The organism is Bacillota bacterium (assembly GCA_018333655.1).
In the GTDB taxonomy this organism is placed as follows: domain Bacteria; phylum Bacillota; class UBA994; order UBA994; family UBA994; genus BS524.
In genome coordinates this window covers 1-16,659 of record JAGXTJ010000018.1, presented here as the reverse complement: position 1 = coordinate 16,659, position 16,659 = coordinate 1, and the positions used below count along the sequence as shown (strand labels likewise).

General features: G+C 49.4%; 15 protein-coding genes. All 15 read left to right on the top strand.

All coding sequences use genetic code 11. The features are described from left to right. The first annotated feature begins 14 nt into the window (after positions 1–14). The 15 genes from KGZ92_03670 (at position 15) to KGZ92_03600 (ending at position 16,448) form a co-directional block, all read left to right on the top strand. The gene (locus tag KGZ92_03670) at positions 15–1,259 is read left to right on the top strand and encodes a glycosyltransferase family 4 protein (GenBank protein MBS3888388.1); all 1,245 of its coding nucleotides are present in this window, start codon (positions 15–17) and stop codon (positions 1,257–1,259) included. Further along, complete coding sequence (locus KGZ92_03665; protein MBS3888387.1) at positions 1,235–2,257, top strand: polysaccharide biosynthesis protein; 1,023 nt, start codon at positions 1,235–1,237, stop codon at positions 2,255–2,257. Before KGZ92_03670 ends, KGZ92_03665 begins: the two co-directional genes overlap by 25 nt. Next, a complete protein-coding gene (locus tag KGZ92_03660; protein MBS3888386.1) occupies positions 2,254–3,363 on the top strand; it encodes an NAD-dependent epimerase/dehydratase family protein in 1,110 nt (369 codons plus the stop codon). The genes KGZ92_03665 and KGZ92_03660 overlap by 4 nt, the downstream gene beginning before the upstream one ends. Before the next feature lie 2 nt (positions 3,364–3,365). Further along, the gene (gene wecB, locus KGZ92_03655) at positions 3,366–4,499 is read left to right on the top strand and encodes a UDP-N-acetylglucosamine 2-epimerase (non-hydrolyzing) (protein ID MBS3888385.1); all 1,134 of its coding nucleotides are present in this window, start codon (positions 3,366–3,368) and stop codon (positions 4,497–4,499) included. 296 nt (positions 4,500–4,795) lie between these two features. Beyond that, on the top strand, positions 4,796–5,560 hold the full coding sequence (locus KGZ92_03650; GenBank protein ID MBS3888384.1) for a glycosyltransferase: 765 nt from the start codon (positions 4,796–4,798) through the stop codon (positions 5,558–5,560). A gap of 105 nt (positions 5,561–5,665) precedes the next feature. Continuing rightward, a complete protein-coding gene (locus KGZ92_03645) occupies positions 5,666–6,787 on the top strand; it encodes a glycosyltransferase (GenBank protein MBS3888383.1) in 1,122 nt (373 codons plus the stop codon). Positions 6,788–7,064: 277 nt separating this feature from the next. Then, positions 7,065–7,550 carry a hypothetical protein gene (locus KGZ92_03640; protein ID MBS3888382.1) on the top strand — a complete coding sequence of 162 codons (486 nt, stop codon included), beginning with the start codon at positions 7,065–7,067 and terminating at the stop codon, positions 7,548–7,550. Between the two features lie 498 nt (positions 7,551–8,048). Next, positions 8,049–9,374, top strand: coding sequence for a hypothetical protein (locus tag KGZ92_03635; GenBank protein MBS3888381.1), 1,326 nt, complete (start codon positions 8,049–8,051; stop codon positions 9,372–9,374). A 164-nt stretch (positions 9,375–9,538) separates the two neighbouring features. Then, the gene (locus tag KGZ92_03630; GenBank protein MBS3888380.1) at positions 9,539–10,672 is read left to right on the top strand and encodes a glycosyltransferase family 2 protein; all 1,134 of its coding nucleotides are present in this window, start codon (positions 9,539–9,541) and stop codon (positions 10,670–10,672) included. A 212-nt stretch (positions 10,673–10,884) separates the two neighbouring features. Beyond that, the gene (gene rfbF, locus KGZ92_03625; GenBank protein MBS3888379.1) at positions 10,885–11,661 is read left to right on the top strand and encodes a glucose-1-phosphate cytidylyltransferase; all 777 of its coding nucleotides are present in this window, start codon (positions 10,885–10,887) and stop codon (positions 11,659–11,661) included. Then, a complete protein-coding gene (rfbG, locus tag KGZ92_03620; protein MBS3888378.1) occupies positions 11,643–12,740 on the top strand; it encodes a CDP-glucose 4,6-dehydratase in 1,098 nt (365 codons plus the stop codon). Before rfbF ends, rfbG begins: the two co-directional genes overlap by 19 nt. 2 nt (positions 12,741–12,742) lie before the next feature. Continuing rightward, positions 12,743–14,089: a lipopolysaccharide biosynthesis protein RfbH gene (rfbH, locus tag KGZ92_03615; GenBank protein MBS3888377.1), complete on the top strand. Its 1,347-nt coding sequence runs from the start codon at positions 12,743–12,745 to the stop codon at positions 14,087–14,089. Beyond that, on the top strand, positions 14,086–14,997 hold the full coding sequence (locus KGZ92_03610; protein MBS3888376.1) for an NAD-dependent epimerase/dehydratase family protein: 912 nt from the start codon (positions 14,086–14,088) through the stop codon (positions 14,995–14,997). The genes rfbH and KGZ92_03610 overlap by 4 nt, the downstream gene beginning before the upstream one ends. Before the next feature lie 69 nt (positions 14,998–15,066). Further along, positions 15,067–15,936: a UTP--glucose-1-phosphate uridylyltransferase gene (locus tag KGZ92_03605; GenBank protein ID MBS3888375.1), complete on the top strand. Its 870-nt coding sequence runs from the start codon at positions 15,067–15,069 to the stop codon at positions 15,934–15,936. A 266-nt stretch (positions 15,937–16,202) separates the two neighbouring features. Next, positions 16,203–16,448: a DUF433 domain-containing protein gene (locus tag KGZ92_03600; protein ID MBS3888374.1), complete on the top strand. Its 246-nt coding sequence runs from the start codon at positions 16,203–16,205 to the stop codon at positions 16,446–16,448. Positions 16,449–16,659 lie beyond the last annotated feature (211 nt).

The following is a 16,659-nucleotide window of genomic DNA, read 5'->3' as shown; positions in this document are numbered from 1 at the left end:
GGGAGAGGGCAAAAATGAATGTAATGTTAATTACTTTGTATGATATGCGATCGCTGCAAGAGCGGGGCATATATCCTGACTTGATGCGCGAGTTTGTCGCTAATGGGCATTTTGTTGCTGTCGTGTCACCTAGTGCGTCTAGTGCCCAGTCGGGTGTTACAGTGCACGAAGAAGGGCGGGCTTTAATCGTAAAAGTGCCAAGTGGAAGTATCCAGAAGACAGGCGCAATACGGAAAGCGTGGAACACGATAACCCTAGACACAAGGCTTAAGCGGGCAGTCGCTTTAAAGTTGTCACATATCAAGTTTGATGTATTGTTGTATTCAACGCCACCCGTCACTCTGACGCAGACTATACGCTACTTACGCGCCCGCGATGGGTTAAAGACTTATCTGTTGTTAAAGGACATCTTCCCACAGAACGCTGTAGATTTGGGGATGATGCGTGCAAGCGGCTTGCTAGGGCTCCCCTACCGCTACTTTCGCTCCACTGAGCATGAGCTCTACCGCCTCTCTGACCACATTGGGTGTATGTCGCCAGCTAACGTCAAGTTCCTCCTCGAACAGAATCCCAAAATCGCACCCAACCTTGTCGAGGTGTGCCCTAACAGCATAGAACCACAAGATTTAACCCTAACCGCTGCAGCACGTGAGTATTGGCGTACGAAATATGGCCTACCGCACGATAAGCCCATTTTTATCTACGGAGGCAACATCGGGGCCCCGCACGGCGTGGAGTTTATCATCGAATGCCTCAAAGAAAACGAGCATGACGATCAAGCATTTTTTGTTATTGTTGGGGCAGGTACTGAGTATGCCAAACTGCAGCGCTACTTTGAGCTTGCCAAGCCACGCGCGGCAAAGCTGCTGCCATTTCTACCGGCGGAGGATTTCGATCTACTTTGTGCCGCGTGTGACGTCGGTCTTATATTCCTCCATCAAGGTTTTACTGTCCCTAATTTCCCTTCACGCCTCCTGACGTATATGCAGGCCAGTTTGCCGATATTGGCGGCCACTGACCCGCACACTGATTTGGGTGAGATCATCGAGGGGGGTAAGTTCGGCTTTTGGTGCGAATCCCGAAGCGTAAGTGTCTTTATGCAGAAGGTGAACTTGCTCTGCAACGCAGAGACACGCCACAGGATGGGGCAGTCCGGCAGGGCATATCTAGAAAACAACTACACAGCCAAGCATTCCTACGAAATTATCATGAAGCATTTTGCTGGAGGTCGCACATGTTCCAACACCGCACCCTCTTAATCACCGGCGGTACAGGCTCCTTCGGGAACGCTGTAGCGGAACGCTTTCTACGAACCGACATCGGCGAGATTCGGATTTTTTCTCGCGACGAAAAGAAGCAAGACGATATGCGCCGTAGCTACCAAAGCGACAAGCTTAAGTTCTACCTAGGTGATGTACGCGACATCGGCAGCATCAAAAACGCCATGCATGGTGTGGACTATGTCTTTCATGCCGCTGCGCTAAAACAGGTGCCTTCGTGTGAGTTCTTCCCCCTCGAGGCAGTCAAGACCAATGTCCTTGGCACCGACAACGTCTTGACGGCAGCTGTCGAAATGGGCGTTAAGAAGGTCATCGGCCTCTCTACGGATAAGGCGGCCTACCCCATCAACGCTATGGGTATCTCTAAGGCCATGATGGAAAAAGTGCTAGTCGCCAAGGCGCGCACGGTAGACCCTACACTCACGCTCATCTGCTGTACACGCTATGGCAATGTCATGGCCTCGCGCGGCTCAGTTATTCCCTTGTTTATCGAGCAAATCAAGAGCGGGCGGCCGCTAACCGTGACGGCTCCTCACATGACGCGTTTTCTTATGAGCCTGCCCGAAGCGGTAGACCTAGTGCTCTTTGCTTTTGCAAATGCCGTTGCAGGCGATACGCTAGTGCAAAAGTCGCCGGCAGCGACAGTGGGCGACTTGGCGCAGGCCCTACTTGAACTTTTTGTCGCCCCTAACGAACTGCGCATCATTGGCACGCGCCATGGTGAAAAGCTCTACGAAACCTTACTTACCAAAGAGGAATATGCCGTAGCCGAAGATCTCGGCGGGTTTTTCCGCGTACCAGCCGATAAGCGCGACCTGAACTACGACAAGTACTTTGTGCAAGGGGACGAACGGCTCACCTTAGGCACCGAGTATAATTCTCACAATACCACGCGCATGTCAGTTGAGGAGATCAAAGCCAAGCTACTAGACCTAGAATACGTACGTAACGAACTAGAAGGGTGGAGGCGGGCTTGAGCATACTTGTTACCGGGTCTAAGGGCTTTATAGGGCGTAACCTTGTAGCCACCCTGCACAATGAAGGATACGAAAGTGTTTACGAGTGCGACGCCGACACCACGCCCGAGCAGTTGTCCGCCTTTTGCCAAGAGGCAACCTTCGTCTTTCACCTCGCTGGGGTTAACCGCCCACCAGACGCTGGCGACTTTATGCCCGGCAATGCGGGCTTTACGGCCACCTTACTGTCTAGTTTAAGCAAACATGGTAACCGCTGCCCCATTCTCTTTGCCTCCTCTGCGCAAGCAGCGCTAGACAACCCCTATGGGCAGAGCAAAAAAGCTGCCGAAGACCTGCTCTTCGCTCACAGCTACGCGACAAGTGCCCCGGTTTTCGTGTACCGCTTGCCCAATGTCTTTGGCAAGTGGTGCCGGCCAAACTACAACAGCGTAGTGGCGACATTCTTGCACAACATTGCCCGCGCACAACCCATCACTATTAACGACCAAAGTGCTAATCTCACCTTAGTTTATGTGGATGATGTGGTAGACGAATTCTTACGTGCCTTGCGCGGCGTAGTCACCCCTACTGGGCGGTTCGCCTCTTTGCCTGTGGCACACAGCACCACCGTCGGGGCACTGGCCGACCTCATCCAATCATTTCACCATGCGCGCGCAAGCCTTGCCATACCTGCGCTTGACGATGCCTTCACCAAAAAACTCTATGCCACTTACCTGAGCTACTTGCCAGAGGAATCCTTGGCGTATGAGCTACATATGCATACCGACGCCCGCGGTTCCTTCACCGAATTTGCACGCACCAGGGGTCAGGGCCAGTTTTCAGTAAACATCGCCAAGCCGGGCATCACCAAGGGCAATCACTGGCACCACACCAAGCACGAAAAGTTCTTAGTCGTGAGCGGCAAAGGGGTAATTAGGCTACGCGCAGTCGGCAGTGACAGCGTAGTGGCCATTACTACCGACGGCGAAAGACTAAAGGTAGTCGAAATCCCCCCTGGCTACACGCATAACATCGAGAACATAGGCGAAGCGGACCTAGTCACCCTGATGTGGGCCAGCGAAGCCTTCGAGCCACAACGACCAGATACATTCTTTTTGCAGGTGTGAGCATGAAAAGACTTAAAGTGATGACTGTTGTAGGCACCCGCCCTGAAATAATCCGCCTCTCTGCGCTAATCCAAAAGCTTGAGGCATCGCCCAGCATTGAGCATGTGCTCGTCCACACCGGACAGAACTATGACTACGAGCTTAACGAAGTCTTTTTCAAGGACTTCAATCTCCGCCGTCCGGATTTCATGCTCAACGCCGCCACGGGCACAGCGATTGAAACTATCGGCCATATTTTAATCAAGATAGACCCAGTTCTTGACGAAGTAAAACCAGACGCCTTCCTTGTACTAGGTGACACCAATAGCTGCCTCTGCGCCATTGCCGCCAAGAAGAAGCGCATCCCCATCTTTCACATGGAGGCCGGCAACCGCTGTTTCGACCAGCGCGTCCCCGAAGAAACCAACCGTAAAATCGTCGACCACATCGCCGATATAAACCTCACCTACAGTGACATCGCCCGCGAGTACTTGCTGCGTGAGGGCCTGCCGCCAGACCGCATCATAAAGACCGGCAGCCCCATGCTCGAAGTGCTAAATTCCCGCCGTGACGACATCGCTAAATCGCGCATCTTAGACACCCTAGCCCTCACGCCCGAACAATACTTCGTTGTTTCGGCCCACCGTGAAGAAAACATCGACAACGACGTAAACTTCACTGATATAATCGACAGCCTAAACACAGTTGCCGCAACTTACAACATGCCCGTTATTTTTAGCACTCACCCCCGCACGCGCAAGCGGCTAGAGGCCAAGGGGCTAGAACTTCACCCCCACATCAACATCCACAAACCCCTAGGGTATAATGACTACATCAAGCTGCAGCTACACGCTAAAGCCGTGCTTAGCGACAGCGGCACCATCAGCGAAGAAGCCTCCATCCTAGGCTTCCCCGCGCTAAACATCCGCCAAGCCCACGAGCGCCCCGAGGCCATGGAAGAGGCGGCGGTCATGATGGTGGGGCTCACCAAAGAGCGTATTTTGCAGGGGCTAGCGGTACTCGCAACCCAACCTAAAGGTGCCATACGCCTAGTGCGCGACTACGACGCACCAAATGTGTCGGACAAGGTGTTGCGGATTATTTTGTCGTATACGGATTATGTTCGCCGGACGGTGTGGGGGGACATTCATGATTGAGCGGGGAGCGTGCTCCTATGAATAAGATTGTTATGGTTAATGCTACATCTCTCGCTTCTGGCGGAGGGCTCACTATACTTAACCAGTACATTGCAAGGTTGAGCCTCAATGCAGACCGCACAAGTAGGTACTACTTGTTTGTTCCCGATAGCTGTAACAGTGTGAACATCCCGAGCAATGTCATGATAGTGAAGAACTCTGCTAACCCTCACTATACAAGTAGGGATTACTGGAACCTACTTGGAATGCAAAATTGGTGTAGGGCAAACAAATTGTGGCCTGACGAGTTATTCTCTATGCAAAACTATTTTCCTTTTGGCTTCAAAAGTGGAGTCAAGTTCAAATCTGTATACGTGCATCAGTCCCTCCCGTTTTTCGACTATCAGTGGGGCGTCTTCAACAAAGATGAGCGAATGCTGTGGTTCTATCGCAACATTTACTTCCACCTTATAAAGAAAAGTGTTGCAGAGGCGGATAAAGTGATCGTTCAGACTGAATGGATGAGAGGTAGTGTGGCAGAGCGTTGCCGTGTTAGCCACGAAAAAATAGTGGTCGAACGGCCGGACATTGGTACAATTGACCTTGGCGAGTTGGGCGGCGTGAGCGGCCTCAAGGGAGAGGTAAAGCTATTTTATCCTGCAAGTGGTGTTGTGTATAAAAATCACCAAGTTCTATACCGAGCCATGGAATTAGTTGTGAACAAGTTTGGCAAGAAAGGAATCGTGCTCTACCTAACGCTAGATCCCGACAACCCTAAAGCATGGTCTTGCATAAAGGGATTCAAGCTTGAAGAGAACGTCGTTTTAACTGGCAAGTTAAGTTACCAGCAAGTTATGAATTACTATCAATCTGTAGACGCCCTAGTTTTCCCGAGCAAAGTCGAGACTTTCGGGCTGCCCCTGCTAGAAGCACAAAGCTTTTCACTCCACATTATTGCCAACAACTTGGGAATGTATCGAGAGGTAATCGGCCAATACAAAGGCAGTGTCACTTATTGTGACGGCGACGATGCTGCCAGCTGGGCTAAGGCGATTTGCTCGTTAATACGACCAAAGAAGTAGGCGCATGGAAGTGAGGTGCCCGAATTGAAAGTGCTTTTTTTGGGGAGTGCCATAAGAACAGTTGACTGCACACGACATCGCGGACCATCAGTGGCGGGGAACAAAATGCAGCTTGGTTTTTTGGAAGCACTCTTTGAACTCTATGGGCAAAATTTGCATATACTAACCGAGTACCCAGTTGCAGCATACCCACGCGAGAGAATTCTTGGCATGGGGTTTGACACATTGAAATTAACAAGCCACATGGAGTCAAAAATAGTCCCATTTATCAATGTGTTCCTGTTAAAACAACTTACCCTTATTGTTTTCGCATTTTTTATGGTACTTGCATGGGGCTGGAAATTCAAGCGTGAACCTAAAATTGCCCTGTGTTACAATGCCTACCCATACGTGGCGTTGCCACTACTATGGGCATCAAGAGTTTTCGGGTTTAAAGTAATTTGTATTTTAGCTGATCCGCCTTTAGAGGTAATGAGTAGAAGTCTGGTTGGCCGTGTTGCGCAGCGTCTGGAGGCTGCCACAACAGTGAGTAGCATCAAAAAATTCTCTGCGGTAGTTGTGCTAAACGACAGAGCGGCAATAGAGTATGCGCCCGGATTGCGTTCCGTTCGAATAGAAGGGGGCCTCGATCCTAACGACTTCCCCCTCTCGGATAGCAATATTTTGGGCCACTCTACTAACAAAGCCCTGCGGGTCATTTTTAGCGGCGCGGTCATTGAGTACAACGGGATACGCGCTTTGCTGTCTGCAGCCAAGAATGTTAAGAACCCTAGATTTAGATTAGATTTGTATGGAGATGGCCCTCTCGTTCCTGATGTAAAGAAAGCATGTAGCGAAGATCTAAGAATTTGTTATATGGGTGTAAAGCCTAACTCAGAAGTGATAACTGCCCAGCAGGCTGCGACTCTGCTTGTAAATCCACGCCTAGTAGACCACCCAGTCAGCAGAGTCACTTTTCCTTCCAAGATCCTTGAGTATATGGCGAGTGGTACGCCAATTATTACAACAAAGCTCAATGGATTGACGGAGGAGTATCTCAGTCATATGTACGTTTTTGAGGATGATTCAGTATCCGCTATCACTGCGGGCTTGGAATTTGTTTTGTCCCTACCGCCCGATGTTTTGGCTGCAAAAGCGACTGCGGCCAGAGAATATGTGTTGCGTGAAAAAACATGGAATGTTCAAGTAGACAAGCTTGTAAAACTGATATCTGAGGTGCAGGATTAGAATTCCATGTGTAATTTTGGGAGAGAGGTGCAGGGGTGACGATTGTTCGTCTAGTTTCTACGAGGCAATCACTTATGACTTTAGTACAGTCAGGTTTAGTCGTTGCTCCGAGGTCTCTCGTCTCATGAATCATTTTCGACTAGGATTTTCGAGTGTGTTTATTAAATGCTACATTCATCAAGGTGATCTGTAAGCGCTAAAGCAACTAATCGTTCTAGCTTTAGTTACCATTGCTGGGATTTCGATAAACACGGCGCGGTTTTTAGCGCATAATCCAATGGCAGCTAGAGTTTTGGCTACAGGGCGCGCCGAGCTGGTCGAGGGCATTGCTGGTCAACATATCGGTAGCTACGGATTGGTTTACGGATCGGTATGTGTTGTAGTTCCCATAGTTGGCATGCTGCGCATGAATCTCATCAGACATCCCTGGGGTAAGTTTGCTGCCCTAGTAGCGCTCCTCCTCTGCACAATATGCTCTGCTGGGCTATTCATGGCTCTGTTGCTGGTGGTGGTCGCGTACGCTCTGAATGTAGTTAACGCCAAGAACTCACTGCGAGGAGCTGTTCTCTTGTCGATTGCGGTAGTCAGTCTGCTTTTCTCGGCGTTCCCGCTGCACGGGAGACTGACTTACTTTGGGCACACGGTAGCACACCCGGCGTTGTCGATGCGTGTAAATGAGTTCGCGTATGCGTTGCAACAAGGCACCTTCGAAGGAACAGTGAATATGCTTGGAAGGTGGAGTTACTCGCGAAAACAGGCATAGGACCGTGCTTCAGCCATTTAGCATTGCCTGTCACACCTAACTTAGCATCTTTGGATTTATGGAGCGACCGAGGGTGACGTGAGGCTCATTGCAATGTATGAAGGTATATAATTTGTTCAACTACTACGAGCGGGTGACTCGAGCTGAGGCCTTTGTGCTACGGAAGTGGGGTATTGGCTCCGGAGTCTCAGTGTAAATGGTGTGGCTATGTGCAATACTAATACCCATTCAAAGTCACGACTTGCTTTCGATTTTCTCAAGCAGCAATTGGAATATCTGTAGCGCGACCTAGCAGGCGAGTTTCATGCTGAGGGCAATCTTTCTGAAAGCTCGCTAGTCGAAGCGCGGTTCTAAGAATCTGATTCGCGCAGAACCGCCGTACAAGAAGCAGAGTCTTGCAAAGGGTGTGACTGTAAAGCCGTTTGTCTTAGGGGGCAAGAGGTGTTTGTCAAAAATTAGATCGTGTGGATATTTGCGCAAGGGAGGAGGAAATTGTCAATGGAGGTAGCTGTGCAGAAAAGGTCTTTTTTGCCACAAACGAGAAAAAGAGAGACTATTTTACTCATAATGCTTCGGGATACCAGTGCTGCAGGGTTATTGATGATGAGCATTGTGCCTGGGTTTTTGAGAGTTCATTTTTTTGGAGTGTTGCTTGCATTGTGGGCTGCCTTGGCCGTTCTGTCCAATCCAAAGGCGTTCGTCAGAGCATATATTGTTCGTAACGTTCAATCGTATAGCGTATACTTATGGCTCTTAATCTATGGTGTTTTCTTTTTCGCCGGTCATATGCATGGTGCCGGACTTGACCGTGTATTTAACTATGCTGGGATTGGCTTTTTCATGATCTTCTTTAGATACTATTTGGAATGCAGCGACTTGATTGCCGTTAGAGTGCTCAGCGTTTTTGCGCTTATCTGCATTTTTTTTGTTTCACTTACTACGCTGCGAGGCTTGGCACTGAATCCCATGGCTGCACGGCTGTTATCCACTGGGATTGAGGAGCTGACTATCGGACTAGCAGGCATGGGCATAGGGAGTTATGGATTTATCTATGGGCTCGTATTTGTTGTCGTCGCGATTCTCGGTTCAACTAGAGCCGGCACTCTAGCAAAACATAGATTTGCTGCAGTTGCTTTGGCGGTAATTTTTGTTTATACTATTTTCTCTGCCGCTTTCACCATTGCGCTGTTGCTATTGGCCATATCCGTGACGTTGCTGCTCCTCAAAATAAAGAACACTTCGCATTTTGCAATAGCTACCATATATATTCTATTGTTTCTACTGGTAATCTCTCCTGTTGTGAGTACAGCCTTGCATGTGCTCGGCGATTCAGTGGGACACGAAGCTTTGTCAGAGCGCTTTCACGAACTAGCAATAATTAGCAGGACTCTTAGTCTTGAGAGTTCGATAAGCACAGCAGGGCGATTAGGCTTAATAGCGCTTTCCGCCCGCACATTTTTGTCTGCCCCTATTTTAGGTGTTGGTGGCAGATATGGTGTCTACGTCACATATGATGTGATTGGAGGGCATGCATCCTTCTTTGACCATCTGGCCCAGTATGGAATCGTAGGCGCATGGCTTCTGTTTGTCAGCCTATATTCGAATGTGCGGTGTGTGTATCGCCGCCTTGTTTTAGGCACTCAAAAACAGACGTATTTGTGCGCTATGATCACCTTTTTTCTGTTGGGTTGTATCAATACGATGATGACTGTCCCCATTATATCCATGGTGTTTTTTGTGACCCCTGGCGTTATTTATAGTCTAGGGATAGACACGCGTGAGCAATTAATGAGAAAAGATGGGAGCAGAGATGGTCGACTTTAAAGATGCGCAAGAGGTATTTTGACGACGCCCAGATTCATTGGCTTCATCCTGATCGTCCCACTTGTTAGTTGCTGGTGCTTGGACGCAACAAAATCCCCCCTTTGACCGAGTCAATATGATGAAGCAAATATAGCATTGAGGCGAGTTATGTGAGAGGTGTGTGAATGATGACGCTGCAATCGCGAGATATATCTTTTCCGCTACTATCTATTTGTATTCCGGTCTACAATCGGGTGCTGCTTTTTGAACAATCGCTAAGGTGTGCTATTAAGGCCGCGAGCGGTTATGAGGATTTAGTCGAGATAGTTGTTAGCGACAACGCGTCAACCGAACCGATTTGCGACGTTGTGCAACACTTAGCTTCCGAGAATCCAGGGGTAGTTGTACGCTACTCAGTTCTGTCGGAGAATCGTGGGATGGCAGCTAATTTTCTAGAAGTAGTAAGGAAGTCCGCAGGCACGTTTTGTTGGATAGTTGGATCGGATGATTTTGTTCTGGCCAGCGGAGTGCGCGACATTTTAGGCATAATTCGGAATCAGCCCAATATCGATTTTATCAGCATAGGGTTCGACTCCATTAATTTGCGAAGTGCCAATGCTGGCGGGTGGATTCGAGAAATCGAGGAGGGACTGCCAAAGGAAGCTGACTGGCAAGCAACGGCTATGGCACACAAAATTTCCAAGGCATGCATTTGGGATGAACTGGTTGACCCCAAGTTTGAAAACGTCATGTTGGGTTCGGTGATGGCGAATGTGTTCAGGCGAACGTTATGGCTATCGGTTACTTTGGATGAGGCTGCGGTCAGCGGAGCGTTTTCCCGAATACACAATACATACCCACACTGCTATGTATTCAGCAAGGCATTTGTTGGACGACAGGCCTGGTATCATGGCAAAGCTTGCATTGTGGCGGGGGATGGAGTGAGGGAGTGGGCAACCGATAGTGGGTCTACTTTATGGCAGAGCTCCTTGCCAGTAATCTACCTTAAAGTGCTAGATGAAATTGTGGACGAATATGCGAGCGGTGGACTCCAATTACGGCAAGTTAGAAGGTGTCGTAGGTGGGTAGGAGGAGTAGTCGGGCGGTGGTTCGTGCCCTATATGCTCCACCGACACATTCGTGGTGGACGCGTCAAAACAGAGGAGAGTATTTCCGCTCAGAAGATGCTCTCAATTCACTGGAGCAACCTATGGTTTTATATGGGTATAGTCCGATGGCTAGTCCGGCCAACAGTTATCTGCGTGCGGCAAGGGTGGCAGAAGGCGTTAGCGATGATGCCAGGACTCGGCCGCAAATGAAGATGGTATTTTGCGCTGGGCAACTAGTCAGCATAAAGTCGTCGTTTTGCACCATGATAACTTAGTGCAAGGCGCATATTGTACAGCTATGCCGTTTTTTATGCCACAAAAAAAGGACTGATTGTTGCAACGTCTTGATGTAGAGTAATTGACTCAGTGGCATCGACTTTGCAAGTGACCCGAGCAACGGTAGAGTTAAGGGGGGCTGCAGTATGAAAGTGGTTATTTTGGCAGGAGGTTTCGGTACGAGGATAAGTGAAGAGTCACACCTCAAACCGAAGCCTATGATCGAGATAGGGGAGCGTCCTATACTTTGGCATATAATGAAGATTTACTCGCATTATGGGTTCAATGATTTTGTTGTGTGTCTAGGGTACAAGGGTTATAGCATCAAGGAATACTTCGCGCATTATTTTATTCATGAGTCGGATGTCACTTTCGACTTCACCAGATCCCACCAAGAGGTAGTTCACTCCCATTCTGCCGAGCCTTGGCGTGTGACTTTAGTTGATACCGGGCTTAATACCATGACCGGAGGCCGAGTGAAACGAGTTCAACCATATGTTGGTGAAGATACATTTATGCTTACCTACGGAGATGGAGTTGCCAATGTAGACATCGGCGCCTTATTAGCTTACCATAGCGCGCAGGGCAAGTTGGCCACTGTTACGACTACGCAGCCCGCAGGAAGATTCGGTGCTCTAAGTCTAGCGGACAATAATGTTGTAACCGCGTTCCAGGAAAAGCCAAAGGGAGATGGGGCATGGGTCAATTCCGGATTCTTTGTTATGGAGCCTGCGGTATTTCAGTATATAGATAACGATGACACTGTTCTCGAGAGAGGCCCACTAGAAAATTTGGCTCGGTCAGGGGAGCTTGTGGCCTATAAGCATCACGGCTTTTGGCAGCCTATGGATACGGTTCGTGACAAGAATCAGCTTGAGGAATTGTGGAGAGCTGGCAACGCCGCATGGAAGGTTTGGAGATGATAGCTTCTTTTTGGCATGGTAAGCGAGTCTTTGTTACTGGGCACACAGGCTTTAAGGGATCTTGGCTATGTTTATGGCTTCACATGCTGGGTGCCGAAGTAACAGGCTATGCCCTGACCCCGCCTACCAGTCCAAGTCTCTTTGAGTTGTGTAAGATTAATGAACTAGTAGAGTCTGGCATTGGAGATGTGCGTGACCACAGTAAGCTTGTAGCCGCAGTGAAGCGGGCGCGACCTGACATTGTCATCCACATGGCTGCCCAACCCTTGGTAAGAGAATCTTATCAAAACCCGCGCGATACTTTTGAGGTTAATGTAATGGGCACAGTAAACTTGTTCGAAGCTGTGCGCCAAAGCAGTAATGTAAGAGCATTTGTCAATGTAACCACTGACAAATGTTATGAGAATAGAGAATGGGTATGGGGTTATCGGGAGAACGAAGCATTGGGTGGATATGACCCGTATTCTAGCAGCAAAGCATGCTCAGAGCTAGTCACGAATGCCTATCGCAGTTCCTTTTTTAACCCTATCCACCATGCGGAACGTTGTATAGCTGTCGCCTCAGCACGGGCAGGCAATGTTATCGGTGGCGGGGACTGGGCTGCGGACAGGCTTGTTCCAGATTGTATCAAGGCCCTTTTAGCAAAGGAAAAAATTTTTATTCGTAACCCCTATGCAATTAGGCCTTGGCAGCATGTGTTAGAACCTCTTAGCGGGTATATGTTGCTAGCACAGCGGCTGTACGAGCTAGGTCCGCGCTATGCGGAGGGGTGGAACTTTGGCCCCCTTGATGAAGATGCTAAACCAGTTGAATGGATAGTAAACCGTCTCTGTACAAAATGGGGCGGTAATGCCGCTTTTTCTGTTGACGCTTCTTCGCATCCTCATGAGGCACGCTCACTCAGGCTTGACTGTTCTAAAGCTAGGGCAGAATTAGGCTGGCGTCCGCGTTGGTCAATTGACCAGGCGATCGATAGTATCGTAGACTGGACACAGGCTTACACACGAAACGAATGTATGAGAGCAAAATGCCAGGAGCAGATTAACCTTTATTCTCTCTCGGGAAAGGAAGGGTGCTAAGTATGGATGAAAAAAAAGAGTTGCGTCAGCAGGCTATCGATGCAGCAGTCAAGTATTATGAAGCTGAGCACAGGGCAGTTAAACCATTTGTAAGCGGGGACCGTATCCCCTATGCCGGGCGCATATTTGACCAGAGAGAGATCACCAATCTCATTGACGCTTCGCTGGACTTTTGGTTGACTGCAGGTCGCTATGCGGCGCAGTTTGAGAGCGAATTCGCCAATTTCTTAGGTGTGAAATATTGCTCTCTGACCAATTCTGGTTCTTCAGCCAACCTACTTGCCTTTATGGCGCTCACTTCGCCGAAGCTTGGTGCGAGAAGGATAGCTCGAGGCGACGAGGTTATTACTGTGGCAGCTGGTTTTCCTACGACCGTGACTCCGATTATTCAGTACGGAGCCGTGCCCGTTTTTGTTGACGTAGCCCTGCCATCATACAATATTGACTGCGCTGAGTTAGATAAAGCTCTCTCAAAGCGAACTAAAGCGGTAATGTTAGCTCACACGCTAGGCAACCCATTTGACCTAAGCGCTGTAAAGTCTTTTTGCGAGCAACACGACCTCTGGCTTATAGAGGACAACTGTGACGCGCTAGGATCCAAGTATTTTTACAAGGGCGAGTGGCGCTATACCGGTACTATTGGCGATATTGGAACTTCGTCATTTTATCCCCCACATCATATGACTATGGGTGAGGGTGGTGCAGTCTACACCAATAGTCAGCAGTTGAAACACATTATTGAATCCTTCCGTGACTGGGGGCGGGATTGCTGGTGCCCATCGGGCAGCGACGATACCTGCCAAATGCGATTTGGGTGGCAACATGGTGAACTGCCCCACGGCTATGATCACAAATATGTCTATTCACATTTTGGGTACAATCTCAAAGTCACTGAAATGCAGGCCGCGATAGGATGCGCTCAATTAGAAAAATTACCGAGTTTCATCGAACAACGGTCACAAAATTGGGAGATACTACGTGCCCAGCTCGATCCGCTTTCAGACAAGCTGGTTCTACCTGAAGCCGCAGAAAGCACCCAACCTAGCTGGTTTGGGTTTATGCTAACCGTCAGAGATGATGCGGGTTTTACCCGAGACGAAATTGTCAAGTTTCTAGAGCGCAGGAATATACAAACGAGAATGCTATTTGCAGGCAATTTACTAAAGCAGCCATGTTTTGATGAAATGAGACAGAGCAACGACGGTTTTAGGGCGGTAGGTAACCTTTCTAATACAAATCGGATTATGAGTAACTCTTTCTGGGTGGGTGTTTATCCCGGTCTACAGAGAGCTATGGTGGATGCTATCGTCGAGAGCATCAAGGATTTTTTTAGAGGAGCGGCAAGATGAGCATTCCATCTTTACAAAAAGTGTTGCTAACGGGGGCGACAGGTTTTCTAGGTAGCCATTTGTTGAAAGAACTTCTATCTACTGGACATGAGGTGTATGCTTTTCGGCGAAGAACGTCCGATCTTTGGCGTGTGGACTATATCAAACATCGAGTGCAGTGGTTTGATTCCGAGGGTGATTTGGCTGCCCCCTTTCATGCTGCTGGCGGGGTCGACCATGTTATACATGCAGCAACAAGCTATGGTCAGCGACTTGAAGAGGGCTCGCATATAATGCTAAGCAACATGGTTTTCCCTCTCCGATTATATGAATACGCTGAGTTGTACGGCGCCAAAACATTCATAAACACGGATACCTTCTTTAGCAAGGTTGACCACGCTTATGCACACTTAAGTGGATATGCATTGTCAAAGAGGCAGTTCTGCGAATGGCTCAGATTAAATGCCAGGACAACGCGCATTTGTAATGTAAGGCTAGAGCATATGTATGGTCCAAGAGATGATAGCAAGAAATTCGTACCCTATATCATTGAGCAATGCCTGAGAAACGTTGTAGAGTTAGAATTGACCGCAGGGGATCAAGAGCGAGACTTCATATATGTCTCGGACGTAGTCAGAGCCTACACATGCATGCTCAATAGCTATGAGAAGTTCACCTCCGCCTACACAGATTTTGAACTGGGCACAGGCGAGTCGAACACGATTAGACACTTCGTGCAGCGTGTCGCTCATTTAACCCAGGCTAATACCTACTTACGCTTTGGTTCACTACCATATCGGCAAAATGAAATCATGCACTCGAAAGCAAATATTGAAACAGCAGCGAAAATAGGATGGCGACCAAATGTATCATTGCATCAAGGATTGTCGGACACCATCAAAGATTGCAAGTTAACCTTGGGGCTGTGAGGGGATAGTGCGCGCACGCGCGCACTATCCCCTCAACAGGGACGGAGCCTAGAATTAGGGGGTTTGCCTATGACTATATACCGCGCTGTAATACCCGCCGCTGGCTTCGGCACACGGATGCTACCGGCGGCGAAGGCGATACCGAAGGAAATGGTGCCGGTGGTGGACAAGCCGGCTATTCAGTATGTGGTTGAGGAAGCTGTGCAGAGTGGCGTAACCGATGTACTGATTGTAACTGGGCGGGGGAAAGTGGCTATAGAAGACCACTTTGACCGCCTGCCGGAGCTTGAGGCTTGTCTTGAGGCGCGGGGGAAGACTGAACAGCTGGCTAAGGTGCTTGCACCGGCAGCGCTGGCCCGCATTTCGTTTGTGCGGCAGCAGCAGGCTTTGGGGTTAGGGCATGCCGTGGGTTGCGCCAAGGGCTTCACGGGTTCGGAGCCCTTTTTTGTGCTGCTGCCGGATGACTTGGTGTTGAGCGAGGTGCCGGTGTGTAGGCAGCTTTTGGCGATGATGCAAAGCCCTAGCGAGTCGGTCATTGCCGTGCAGCGCATTCCGCTTGAAGACACAGAGAAGTACGGAGTAGTAAGCATTGACGAGGCCACAGGCCTCATAAAGGGCATAGTGGAAAAACCCCGCCCGAGTGAGGCTCCCAGCAATTTGGCGGTGGTTGGGCGCTACCTCTTACAGCCAGAGGTGTTTAGGCATTTAGAGCAGTTAACGCCCGGCGCGGGTGGCGAGCTGCAACTGACGGACGCCTTAGCGTCGATGATTAAGGCCGGGCTCCCCCTGCGGGCATGCGAGTTTGTGGGCCAGCGCTTTGACACGGGCAACCCACTTGGCTTGCTAGAAGCCAATATCGGCATGGCCCTAAGCCGGCCAGATATGAGAGACCGAGTCCTAGAGATCTTAGCCACGCCAAGCGCTAGGGACGGAGCCTAGCGCTTGAGTTGCGCGTACTTAGCGGCAAAGAGCTGTGCGTGATTTTTTCTGCGCACAGCTTTGTTGAGGTGCGGAGGCGAGGTAGCAATATTATCATGCAGAAGAGGATCCTATATCCGGCAGTCAGGACTGCAACGAGGCGTGTTTGAATCGTGAAGCGCTCTTGAAGCACCAAGTGTAGCTAAACGACGGCGCATTGGCTATAATATTGGCAAGATGATTGACGAGGCATTAGCGAAGCTGAATCAATACACGGAGGGTTTGACATGACGAAACCATTTGGTCGCATAATTGTGGATCCTGAGATTTGCATGGGGCAGCCAGTCATTAGGGGACTACGCATTACTGTGGCCTTTGTTCTCAAGTTGCTGGCTTCTGGTATGACTAACGAGGCAATTCTGAAGGCCTACCCAGAACTCAAGACAGAAGACATACTTCAAGCCATTGGCTATGCAGCATGGCTTGCCGGAGAATATCATCGCCCTATGCCGGCTTCATTTAGCCCATCATGAAAAAGCTACGCTAGGGACGGATCCTGTTGCGAGGAACATGTTGCATGGCTTTAGGGAAGGCTATAGATGAGTGATTGCGAACTCCGTGTCCACTCATTTAAAAATCTTACCCAACGGTGATAGCTCACTCAAATAATAATCTTACTTTTTGTTGAGCAACGTAGCTGATGGGCTCCCATCTCCCCTCCCCCCTAGGGGGGAGGGGAGATGG